At 73.7% G+C, this 11417-nt stretch carries 11 protein-coding genes; 3 read left to right on the top strand and 8 right to left on the bottom strand.

The genetic code is table 11. The features are described 5' to 3' along the window. Positions 1–35: 35 nt before the first annotated feature. The 6 genes from ACZ6S5_RS03155 to ACZ6S5_RS03130 form a co-directional block, all read right to left on the bottom strand. Entirely contained in the window at positions 36–785 is a 750-nt protein-coding gene (locus ACZ6S5_RS03155; RefSeq protein WP_465997200.1) for a VIT1/CCC1 transporter family protein, read from the bottom strand. A 65-nt stretch (positions 786–850) separates the two neighbouring features. Further along, the gene (locus tag ACZ6S5_RS03150) at positions 851–1297 is read right to left on the bottom strand and encodes a hypothetical protein (RefSeq protein WP_465997199.1); all 447 of its coding nucleotides are present in this window, start codon (positions 1295–1297) and stop codon (positions 851–853) included. A gap of 2 nt (positions 1298–1299) precedes the next feature. Then, positions 1300–2157, bottom strand: a complete 858-nt coding sequence (locus ACZ6S5_RS03145; RefSeq protein ID WP_465997198.1) for an ABC transporter permease — start codon at positions 2155–2157, stop codon at positions 1300–1302. Next, a complete protein-coding gene (locus ACZ6S5_RS03140; RefSeq protein WP_465997196.1) occupies positions 2154–3110 on the bottom strand; it encodes an ABC transporter ATP-binding protein in 957 nt (318 codons plus the stop codon). The genes ACZ6S5_RS03145 and ACZ6S5_RS03140 overlap by 4 nt, the downstream gene beginning before the upstream one ends. A 52-nt stretch (positions 3111–3162) precedes the next feature. Then, complete coding sequence (locus ACZ6S5_RS03135) at positions 3163–3768, bottom strand: DedA family protein (RefSeq protein ID WP_465997194.1); 606 nt, start codon at positions 3766–3768, stop codon at positions 3163–3165. Next, on the bottom strand, positions 3765–4370 hold the full coding sequence (locus tag ACZ6S5_RS03130) for a phosphatase PAP2 family protein (protein WP_465997192.1): 606 nt from the start codon (positions 4368–4370) through the stop codon (positions 3765–3767). The genes ACZ6S5_RS03135 and ACZ6S5_RS03130 overlap by 4 nt, the downstream gene beginning before the upstream one ends. Before the next feature lie 115 nt (positions 4371–4485). On the opposite strand from ACZ6S5_RS03130, the gene ACZ6S5_RS03125 reads away from it, so the two are divergent. Next, positions 4486–5163, top strand: coding sequence for a response regulator transcription factor (locus ACZ6S5_RS03125; RefSeq protein ID WP_465997190.1), 678 nt, complete (start codon positions 4486–4488; stop codon positions 5161–5163). Between the two features lies 1 nt (position 5164). Beyond that, entirely contained in the window at positions 5165–6607 is a 1443-nt protein-coding gene (locus ACZ6S5_RS03120) for an ATP-binding protein (RefSeq protein ID WP_465997188.1), read from the top strand. Here the strand turns inward: ACZ6S5_RS03120 and ACZ6S5_RS03115 are convergent, their stop codons facing one another. Continuing rightward, complete coding sequence (locus ACZ6S5_RS03115; protein ID WP_465997186.1) at positions 6608–7840, bottom strand: acetyl-CoA hydrolase/transferase family protein; 1233 nt, start codon at positions 7838–7840, stop codon at positions 6608–6610. 281 nt (positions 7841–8121) lie between these two features. Here ACZ6S5_RS03115 and ACZ6S5_RS03110 point away from each other — a divergent pair, with 281 nt between their 5' ends. Further along, positions 8122–10038, top strand: coding sequence for a Xaa-Pro dipeptidyl-peptidase (locus ACZ6S5_RS03110; RefSeq protein WP_465997184.1), 1917 nt, complete (start codon positions 8122–8124; stop codon positions 10036–10038). Positions 10039–10128: 90 nt separating this feature from the next. On the opposite strand, the gene ACZ6S5_RS03105 is transcribed toward ACZ6S5_RS03110, so the two are convergent. Continuing rightward, positions 10129–11361, bottom strand: coding sequence for a PucR family transcriptional regulator (locus tag ACZ6S5_RS03105; protein ID WP_465997182.1), 1233 nt, complete (start codon positions 11359–11361; stop codon positions 10129–10131). Positions 11362–11417 lie beyond the last annotated feature (56 nt).

Genomic DNA, 11417 nt, shown 5'->3' with positions numbered 1-11417 from the left:
CACGGGCGGAGGTTCCCGTGCCCGGCACCGTCGCGTCAGCTCACCGCGGTGCCGAACAGGTGACCGATGCCCCAGGTCAGCGCCAGGCCGGCCGCGCCGCCGAGCACCACCCGGGTGACCGCGAGCCGCGGGCTGCTGCCGCCGATGCGCGCGCTCACCGCCCCGGCGACGCCCAGGGCGAGCAGCACCGCGGCGACGGTCACCGGCAGCCGCAGCGCCGGCGGCGGCAGCAGGATCGCCAGCAGCGGAAGCAGCGCGCCGGTCACGAACGCCACCGCCGAGGCGAACGCGGCGTGGCCGGGGCTGGCCAGGTTCTCCGGGTCCACCTTCAGCTCGGCCTCGGCGTGCGCGGCGAGCGCGTCGTGCTCGGTCAGCTCGATCGCCACCTGGCGGGCGGTCTCCGGGCGCAGCCCCTTCGCCTCGTAGATCGCGGCCAGCTCGGCCAGCTCGACCTGCGGCATGTCGCGCAGCTCGGCGCGCTCCTTGTCCAGCAGGGCTCGCTCGCTGTCGCGCTGGCTGCTCACCGAGACGTACTCGCCGAGGGCCATCGACACCGCGCCGGCCACCAGGCCGGCCAGGCCGGCGGTGAAGATCGGGCCCCGGGCCGGGGTGGCGCCGGCCACCCCGACCACGATCCCGGCCACCGACACGATCCCGTCGTTGGCGCCCAACACCCCGGCGCGCAGCCAGTTCAACCGGCTGGCGAGGCCGCCGGCGTGGTGCGGCTCGCCGCCGTGCGCCGCCGGCTCGACGACGCCGTCCGTGTTCCGTACCTCTGTGCTCACCGGCCCATCCTGCCCAGCGGCGACCGGGCCCGCCAGCGAGGCAAGGCTTGGCTGGGCCGTTCCGGTCAGTGGTCGGGGTCGAAGGCGCCGTCCCACTCGAACACCGGGTTGGGCACGTCGTGGCCGTGGCGGTCGGTGAGCACCGCCTGGCCGATGAGCTTCGACGGCCCGCCGGCGACGTAGGTGGCGTCCGCCTTGGCCTGGACCTCGAACTTGCCGTCCTGGACCTGGCCCTGGTCGTCCCGGAAGTGGATCATGCAGATCCAGTCCGGGCCGGGGCCGACGTCCGGGACCTTCGGGCCGCCACGGTCGCAGGTCGCGGTGGCGCCGATGCCGGCGACGGTGATCCCCGACTCGCCGAGCAGGGCGGCGCGCTGCACGTACAGGTTGGCGAAGGCGGGGGCGATGGCCTGTTCGAGCCGGGCCTTGGTGACGTCCTCGTGGCCGCAGCCGGCCAGCGCGACGGTGAGCGCGGCGGCGAGGGAGATGCCGCGCAGGCGGTGTCGGTTCATGGTCAGCCTCCGGTGATGTCGCGGCGACGCAGGTAGAGGTAGGCGAGGGTGAGGCAGACGACCAGCCAGCCGGCGCTGACCAGCGCGCCGGTGGTGACCGGCGCGCGGAAGGGGTGCGCGGTGAGCAGGCCGTGCCAGGCCTCGAACGGGGTGGTGAGCAGCAGCCGACGGGCCTGGTTGAGGCCACCGAGGCTGCTGACCAGCTGCATGATCATGCCGAGGACGACCGGGGCGGCGACGCCGATCGTGGGGTTGCGGGTGGTCACCGACAGCAGGATCGCCAGGGCGGTGAAGCCGAGCACTGGCGCGATCGCGGTGGCCCAGCTCGCGATGACGACGGGCAGCGCGTCGCCCGGCGCGATGAGCTGACCGCTCAGCCCGGGCAGCGGCTGCCGGCCGACGACGAGCAGGCTGGTGGTGATGGTGCTGGCCGCGAGCAGGATCAGGACGAGGAGGTTGAAGCCGATGGCGGTGAGGGTCTTGGCCCAGAAGACCTGGGTACGGCTGACCGAGCGGGTGAGGATCGTCTTCCAGGTGCCATGCTGGTCCTCGTTGGCGAAGATGTCCCCGGCCACCAGGGCGGCGAGCAGGGGCAGCACCCACTGGTGGGCGAAGGCCAGCACGAACAGCGGGACCGAGTAGCCGCTGGTGTGGATGTGCCGCCCGTAGATGGTGTCCTTCGGCGGCAGTTGGGTGTTGAAGATCAGCACGACCGCGATCGGGACGACGACTGCCCCCACCAGCAGGGCGCGGCTGCGCACCTGGGTGGCGAGTTTGGCCGCCTCCCAACGCAGCACGGTGGCGGTGCCGGGCCGGCGGCGTGCGGCTGGCCCGACGGCGGGTACGGCGGTGGCGGTCATCGGTGGGCTCCGGTGGCGGCGTCGAGGCCGGCGGGTGGGCCGGCGGGGGCGGATTCGGTGAGCATGAAGAAGAGCGCTTCCAGCGGTGTCTCGTCGTGGGTGAGGCCGCGCAGCGCGATGCCTGCGTCGACGATGTCGGTGATCAGCGCGTCGACGTCCTTCTGCGGGCCGCGTACGGCTAGTCCGGTATCGGCCGCGGTGACCTCCAGCCCGCGGGCGCGGGCCAGGTCGGCGGCGCGGTCGTCATCGGTGGTGGTGATCCGGTGCGCCTGCTCCGGGGCCTGCTCGCGCAGTGCGGCGATCGAGCCGTGGTGCGCCACCGAACCGGCCTTCATGATCGTGACGTTGTCGCAGATCTGCTCCACCTCGGCCATGTCGTGGCTGGACAGGAGCACGGTCAGCCCGGTGTCGGCGAGGCGCCGGACCAGGTCGCGCATGTCGCGCATGCCGGCGGGGTCCAGGCCGTTGGCCGGCTCGTCCAGCACCAGCAGCCGCGGGCGGCGCAGCAGCGCGGAGGCGACGCCGAGGCGTTGCCGCATGCCGAAGGAGTAGCCGCGGACCTTGTCGTGCTGGCGGTCGGCCAGGCCGACCAGGTCGAGCACCTCGTCGATCCGGCCGGCGGCGTCGCCGCCGTCCAGGCCGGCGAGCAGGCGCAGGTTCCGCCGGCCCGACAGGGTCGGATAGAACTTCGGGCTCTCGATGAACCCGGCGACCCCGGTCAGCGCGCCCACGCCGTGGTTCTGCCAGGACCGGCCGAACACCTCCAGGGTGCCGCGGTCGGGCCGGATCAGTCCGAACAGCATCCGCAGGAAGGTCGTCTTGCCCGCCCCGTTGGGGCCCAGGACGCCGTACACCTCGCCCTGGGCGACCTGCACGGTGATGTCGTCGACCGCGGTCAGTGGACCATAGGTCTTGGTGAGGTTGACGGCGTTGACCGCCAGCACATCGCTCATGCTCGGGACGCTAGAGATCACACATGAAGCGGGGATGAAGGCGCGCGGCGGGTCAGCGCCGCGCCGCGGCCTTCCGGCGACGCACCCGCCAGGCCACCCAGGCGAGGGCCGCGAGGATGCCCGCGGCCAGGGCGTACGCCTGGTAGCGGTGCAGCTCGGCCTCGATGGCGCGCAGGTGGTCCCCGGCCAGGTAGCCGGCGGTCACCCAGACCCCGACCCAGGCGGCGGCACCCAGCGCGTTGTACGCGACGAAGCGCCGCCAGGGCATGCCGGTGGCACCGGCGATGATCCCGTTGAACTGCCGCAGCCCCTCGACGAACCGGGCCACCGCGACCACCTTCGGCCCGTTCCGGCTCATGAACGCCTCCAGCCGGGCGAACCGCTCCGGAGTGAGTCGGACGTACCGGCCGTAGCGCAGGATCAGCTGCCGCCCGCCGGTGCGGCCGATCAGGTAGCCCACGCTGTCCCCGACCACCGCGGCCAGGAACGCCGTGACCGCGACCCCGGCGACGTTCAGTTCGCCGTGGGCGGCGTAGCCGGCGCCGGCAATGATCGCCGTCTCGCCGGGCGCCGGCATGCCGAAGCCCTCCACCCCGACGAGCAGGGCGATCCCCAGGTAGCCGTAGTGGGCGACCAGGCCGGTGAGGTAACCGGTCACCGGCGTGCCGGCACGGCCTGGTCGACGGCCGCGCCACCGGGCCGTAGCAGGGGCCGCAGCCGGGTACGGTCCAGCGCGTCCAGGGCGGCGCCGATCGGGCGGCGCGCGAGCAGGTAGCCGAGCAGGGTCACCGCGGCGCCGACCGCGAAGCCGGCCAGCACGTCGAGGGGGTAGTGCGCCCCGATGTAGATCCGGGCGAAGCCCATCACCGCGGCGGCGGCCGTGGCCAGCAGGCCGAGCCGCCAGCTCACCAGGAGCAGGCCGGCCGCGACGGCCCCGGCCATCGTGGCGTGGTCCGACGGGAACGACGGGTCGGTGCTCCGGTCGGCCAGCACCAGGATGCCCGGCAGTGTCGTGTACGGCCGGGGCTCGTGCACGAGCGACACGATCGGCTGGTTGACCGCCACCGCGAGCAGCATCCCGACCGGCGCCCACACCGCCGCCGGCAGCCCGGCACCGCGCAGGCGGGCGAGCCACCAGCCCGCCAGCAGCAGTACGGCGAAGAGAACCACGCCATACTTCGCATAGCCGACCATCGGGGCGTGCAGCCAGGGTGTCGTCCGGGCCAGGTCGTTGATCTCCAAGAAGAGCCTGTTGTTCATGCGGTCCCTCCCACGTCCGGCTGCCGACGGTAGGCACCCGGACATGAAGGCCAGATGAAGATCGCCAGCGGTGTGCTGCACTGGTGGCGGGCGGGACGGTGGAAGGGAGGCGCGGGTGCGGGTCCTGGTGGTGGAGGACGAGCGGCGGCTGGCCGAGCTGCTCGCCCAGGGGCTGCGCGAAGCCGGACACACGGTCGACATCCGGTACACCGGCTCCGACGGGCTGCTCGCCGCGGCCACCGGGCCGTACGACGTGGTGGTGCTCGACGTCATGCTGCCTGGCCTCGACGGCACGGCGGTCTGCCGGGCTCTGCGGGAGCAGGGCAACCGGGTGCCGGTGCTGATGCTCACCGCCCGCGGCGAGGTCCCCGACCGGGTCGCCGGTCTCGACTCCGGCGCCGACGACTACCTGACCAAGCCGTTCTCGTTCGACGAGCTCCTCGCCCGGCTGCGCGCCCTGCACCGCCGGTCCGCCGGTCCGCCGCCCGCCGAGGTCCGCGCCGGTGACCTGCTGCTCGACCCGGCCCGGCGGCGGGTGTTCCGCGGCGACCGGGAGATCGACCTGTCCGCGCGGGAGTTCGACATCCTGACGCTGCTGATGACCCGGGCGGGGCAGTGCCTGACCCGCTACCAGATCCTCGACGAGGTGTGGGACGGCGAGACCGACATCCGTTCCAACGTCATCGACGTGCATGTCGCCACCCTGCGGGCCAAGGTCGACAAGCCGTTCGGCCGGCACGCCATCGAGACCCTGCGCGGTGTCGGCTACCGGCTCCGCCCGGACGGCGGCTGACATGCCGCGACCGCGTCGTCGGTGGGCCCGGTGGGGCAGTCTGCCGCTGCGGGTACGGCTGGTCGCCGGGTTCGCCGCCGCGATGCTGGTGGTGCTCACCGGCGCCGGCGCGTTCGTCTACCTGCGCGTGCGCTATGCCCTGGACTTGCGCCTCGACGAGGACCTGGTCGCCCAGTCGGCGCAGCTGACCGCCGCCGCCCGTGCCGGGACGCCGCCGGCCGCCGCGGCCCGCACCGGCCCGGGGGAGTACTGGCAGCTCCTCGACACGACCAACCACGTCCTCGCCGCCAGCCCGGGCCTGCCACCTGGTTCCCTGCTCAGCTCCGACCAGCTCGACCGGGCCCTGGGCCGGCCGGTACGGGCGGACCGGGGCACCCTGCTGCCGATCAGCGCCCGCCCGCTGCGCCTGTACGCCGTCCCGGTCCAGCCCGGCGCTCGGCCGGCGGCGGGACAGCCCGCCGTCACCGTCGCGGCGGTCCGCCGCGACCAGCGCGACGAGGCGCTGCGGGAGCTCATCGGCCAACTCGCCCTGGCCAACCTCGTCGCCCTCGCCGTCGCCTCCCTGGTCGGCTACCGGCTCGCCCGGGCCGCGCTCGCCCCCGTGGAGCGCTACCGCGCCGAAGCGGCCCGGATCGCCGCCGGCGAGACCGGGGTCCGCCTCGCCGTGCCCACCACCGACGACGAGGTGGCCCGGCTCGGCCGCACCCTCAACGACATGCTCAACGCCCTCGAGTCGGCGTTGGAGCGGGAACGGCGGTTCATCAACGACGCCAGCCACGAACTGCGTACCCCGCTGACCCTGCTCTCCACCGAACTCGAACTGGCGCTGCGCCGGCCGCGCACCACCGCCGAACTCGAGCAGACCCTGCGGGCCGCCAGGACCGACACGGCCGACCTGATCGCGCTCGCCGACACGCTCCTCGCCGTCGGCGTGCAACCGGTCCAGGACGGTGCCGCGGCCGAGGTCGACGTCAGCGCGCTGGCAGCGGATCTCATCGCCCGCTACCGGGTCGGCGCGGCACCCGGCACGTTGCGCGACCGGATCACGCCCGGTCTCACCGTCCGGGGTGATGCCAGCCGACTCGGCCGGGTGGTCACCAACCTCCTGGACAACGCTCTGCGCCACGGCGCCCCGCCGGTCACCGTCGCCGTCGACCGGGCGGACGGGCTGGTCCGGCTCGTCGTGCACGACAACGGCCCCGGCATGGACCGGGAGTTCCTGCCGCACGCCGCCGAGCGGTTCCGCCGCGCCGACACCGCCCGCACCTCGCCCGGTACCGGCCTGGGGCTCTCCCTCGTCGAGGCGGTCGTCCGCGCCCACCACGGCGAGCTGCGGATCTGCTCGGCCGGGGCGCACCACCGCATCGGTGCCGTCTTCGCCGGTGACTGCCGGCATCCGGCGGCCGGCACGACCGTCACCGTGCTGCTGCCCGCCGCGAGCTGATCAGCGCAGCGGCAGGCCCAGCCGGCGGCCGGCCGCCCGCAGGCCGTCCCGGGCGGAGGGGTGGGCGGCGTGGTCGACGAGCTGCTGCGCCTGCTCGACCGAGTCCCGGCCCCACACGGCCGCGCAGCCCTGCTCGGTGACGATCGCGCTGTGCTGGAACGAGGTGACCGGCCCGGACAGCAGCGGCACCACCGTGGACACGTCGGCCTTCGGGTGCCAGGAGCGCAGCGCGATGACCGCCTGGCCGCCGGGGGAGTGCAGGGCGCCCACGATGAAGTCGGTCTGGCCGCCGAACCCGGAGTGCACCCGGGTGCCGATCCGGCTGGCGTTGGCCTGCGCGAACAGGTCCACCTCGAGAGAGCTGTTGACCGACACCAGGCCCGGGCGACGGGCGATCAGCGCCGGGTCGTTGGTCCGCTCGGTGCGCAGCATCCGGACCCGTTCGTTGCCGTCGACCCAGTCGTACAGTTCCGCCGATCCGAAGCAGAACGAGGCGGTGACCGGCGTGTCCGGGTCGAGGCAGCCCGCCTTCTCCAGCGCGAGCACCCCGTCGCTGAACATCTCCGACCAGATCCGCAGGTCACGCCGGTCGGCCAGGGCGGCGAGCGTGGCGTCGGGGATGCCGCCGATGCCGGCCTGCAGGGTGGCCCCGTCGGGCACCAGCGCGGCGACCCGGGCGCCGATCGCCGCGGCCACCGCATCCGGTTCGACGACCGGGGCGGCCGGCAGCGGCTCGTCGACCTCCAGCACCAGGTCGACCGCGTCGACGGGCAGCTCGGCGTCGCCGTACGTCCAGGGCATCTGCGGGTTGGCCTGGACGACGACCAGGCCGCCCCGGGCCCGGACCGCCTCGACCGCCGCCGGCAGGATGTTCACCTCGACGCCGAGGCTGATCGTGTCACTACGCGGCGCGGTGGTGTGCAGGACCACCACGTCGGGAGCGAGCCGGTCGCGCAGCAGTGCCGGCACCAGGGAGAGCCGGCTCGGCACGTACGACAGGCGGGGGTGGCCGCGCATGCCGGCGCCGACGAACGACGTCTCGTAGTGCACCCCCGGCCGGTCCGGGATGCCGTGCGGGGCGTTCAGCATGTACAGCCGGTACGCGGGCAGCGCGGCGTCGAGCACCGCCAGCGCCTGCCCGGGCGGCACGTGGTTGCCGCTGGCCACCACCCTCGGCACGCCCGGCAACCGCCCGAGCACCGCCGCCAACCCGGATTCCGACACCACGCGCATGGCACTCCGACCCTCGTCGACGGATGGCCCTCACCCGTCGATGAGGAGCATTCCGCCGCGAAGGTCCCGCCGGACAGGGCCGGAGGTCCGTGACGATGATCTCCCGGGCCGTGCGACAGGCGTAGGAGACGACCGCGGCCATTCGCCACAGCTGTCCGATGACCCGGACGTCCGTCGATTCGTAGGTTCGGTGCGACCGTCGCGGCGGCGTCGCCTCCCCACGCGGATCGGGGGTCGTACCCGCTGGTCGACGGCCGGCGCGGGGAGGGAGGAGCACGCGGATGCGAAGAGGAAGACTTGCCTGGCGGGCCTCGGTGGTGGCGCTGGCGGTGGTGGTCACCGGCCTGCCGGCAACCGGCGCGTCGGCCCGGCCGGGCGCCGACGAGCGAGCGGGACTGGTGATCGAGAGCGGGGTCACCCAGCCCGTTTTCGGGTACGCCGACGCGGTCCGGGAACGGATCTTCGTCACCTCCGACGTGGACACCGACGGTGACGGTGCCCGTGACGTCGTGGCCATGGACATCATCCGGCCGAGGGCCAGCGAGAACGGGCTCAAGGTGCCGGTGGTGATGGACGCCAGCCCGTACTACTCGACGGTGTGCCGGGGCAACGAGGGCGAATGCAAGGCGGACGTCGACGGGGACGGGCTGAACGACCAGTGGCCCCTGTTCTACGACAACTACTTCGTCCCGCGCGGCTACGCGGTGATCCTGCTCGACATGATCGGCACCGACAACTCGACCGGCTGCCCGGTCACCGGCGGCCGGGCCGACAACATCAGCGCGCCGACCGCGATCGACTGGCTCAACGGGCGCCGGTCCGGGTACGACGCCGCCGGCCGGGAGGTCGTCGCGGACTGGCACAACGGCCGGACCGGCATGATCGGCAAGTCCTACGACGGCACGCTGGCCAACGCCGCTGCGGCCAACGGAGTCGCGGGCCTGACCACGATCGTCCCCATCTCCGCCATCTCCAGCTGGTACGACTACTCCCGCAGCAACGGCCTGGTCACCCGCGGGAACAACTACTCGGGCAGCCTCGCCAACACGGTCACCAACCCGGCCCGCCGGGCGTACTGCGCGCCGGTGCGGGCGGCCCTCGGGCAGGGCGGCGACGACGCCACCGGCGACTACAACGACTTCTGGGCCGAGCGGGACTACGTGCGACACGCCGACCGGGTCACCGCGAGCGTCTTCATGGTGCACGGGATCAACGACGACAACGTCCGGCCGGACCACTTCAGCAAGTGGTGGGCCGCGCTGGGCGAGCAGGGGGTGCCGCGCAAGCTCTGGCTCACCGGCACCGGCCACGTCGACCCGTTCGACTTCCGCCGGGCCGCCTGGGTGGACACCCTGCACCAGTGGTTCGACTACTGGCTGCAGGGCATCGACAACGGGATCATGCGCGAGCCGGCCGTGGACATCGAGCGGGCGCCGGACGTCTGGGAGACGGCGCCCACCTGGCCGCTGCCGGACACCCAGCCGACCCAGGTGTTCCTGCAGGCCCCGGCCGCCGGGAACGCGGGCGGGCTGTCCATCCGACCGGGCCCGGGCAACGCGTCGACGACCTTCCAGGACACCCCCACCATGACCCAGGCCAACGCCATCCGCCACCCGTCGGACCCGCTCGCCAACACCGAGAACCGGCTGGTGTTCCTCTCCGCGCCGCTGACGGCGCCGCTGCACATCTCGGGCGCCCCGGTCGTGCGGATCAACGCCACCGTCGACGGCGAGGACACCAGCTTCGCCGGGCTGCTGGTCGACTACGGCACCCGGCAACGGTTCAGCACGGTCGGGGACGGTGTCCGGACGCTGACGGAGGAGGACTGCTGGGGCGAGCCGGCCGACTGGGGCGGCTTCGCCGAGAACGCCTGCTACCGGAAGGTCGAGAAGAACGTGGCGACCAACCCGCAGGAACTGGTCACCAAGGGCGTCATCGACGGTCTCAACCTCGACTCGCTGTCCGTCTCGACCCCGCTGGTGCCCGGGCTGAAGACCGCCGTCGACCTCAACCTGCTGCCCGAGGACTACGTCTTCGACGCCGGCCACCAGCTCGGCGTGGTGCTGCTCGGCTCATACTCCGGGTACAGCAGCCGGGCCAAGCAGACCCGGGCACACCTCACCGTCCACTTCGGCCGGAGCCGGATCACCCTCCCGGTGGTCGGCGGGCGGGTGGCGGCCGTGGCGGCCGGCCTGTAGGGATCCCGGGGGGGGGGGGGCGGGGCCCCCCCCCCCCCCCCCCCCCCCCCCCCCCCCCCCCCCCCCCCGCCCCGTCCGGCCCGACACCGGTCAGCGTCCGGGCTGGTACTGGCCGGTCAACCGGCCCAGCTTCAGGGCCAGGTGCAGGCAGAGCCGCTCGTTGCCGTCCTTGAGGTCGGTGCCGGCGAGCAGTTCCACCCGTTGCAGCCGGTAGTACAGCGTCGTCCGGTGCAGCCGCAGGCGCTCCGCGGTGGCGTGCGCGTTGCCGGCCAGGTCGAGGTAGGCCTCCAGGGTCTCCAGCAGCACCTGGTGCGCCTCGTCACCCAGCAGCCCGCCCAGTCCCGGGTGTACCCGCGCGGCGTCCAGGTGTCGGGCGTCCACCCCGGACAGCAGCCGGTAGATGCCCAGGTCGGACCAGGAGACGACCGGGCCCAGCGCGGGTAGCTGGACCGCTACCCGGGCCGCCTGGAAGGCCTCCTGATAGGACAGCACGCTGTCGTAGAGGCGGCGCCGGCGCTCGCCGACGCCGAGGACCGTCCGCACCACCGACGCCAGCCCCCGGGTTGCTCCGCGCAGGGCCGCGCCGAGGTGCGCGGCGGCGTCCTCCGCCGCCATTCGGCCGGCGCTCCGCCCGCCGCAGAGCAGCAGCACCCCGTGGTCGTGCCGGACCAGGTGCAGCGTCTCGCGGGACCCCACCCACTGCCGGGTGGCGACGAGGGCGTGCTCCAGGGCGATCCGGGCGGCGTCGTCGAGCGCCTCGCCCGGGGCCACGACCAGGTGGGCGACCAGGGCGGTGACCTCACCGTCGCGGGCCACCACGCCGTCGGTCAGCAGCGACCGGACGGCCTCGCACCGGGCCTCCGGGGACTCGACCAGGAGGGTACGGGTGGCTTCCGCCTCCCGCTGCGAGGTCAGCTCGCCGAGCAGGTTCTCCCGGTACAGGGCCAGCGACAGGTCCGGCATCGCCTCGGTCACCGTGGAGATGTCCTCGTCGGTCATCTCCTCGGTCTCGTCGATGAACCACACGAAGCCCAGCAGCAGGTCCTGATGCCGGATCGGCACACAGACGCGGGGGAGCAGGTCCAGCTCCGGGCTGGCCGGGGTACGCACCGGCTGGCGGGCCGCCATGATGCCGTTCTCCCGCGCCCAGGCGATCACCTCCGGCGTGGTGTGCCGGCGCAGGATCGAGCTGCGGCGTACCCCGTCGATCACCCCGGTGTGTTCGCTGTAGACGACGACCCGTTGGCGCCGGTCCTCGATCAGCGCCGGTCGCTTCACCCGCGCCGCGATCCGGTCGACGATGCGTTGCAGTTCCATGCGCATGCGCTGCTCCCGGACCAGCCCGGGCCCGCACGGGGTTCCCGCTCGGCTCGGCCTGG

This window comes from Micromonospora sp. NPDC051924, assembly GCF_055586005.1.
Note: the sequence above shows the minus strand (reverse complement) of the source record. Positions and strands in the feature narration are given on the sequence as shown.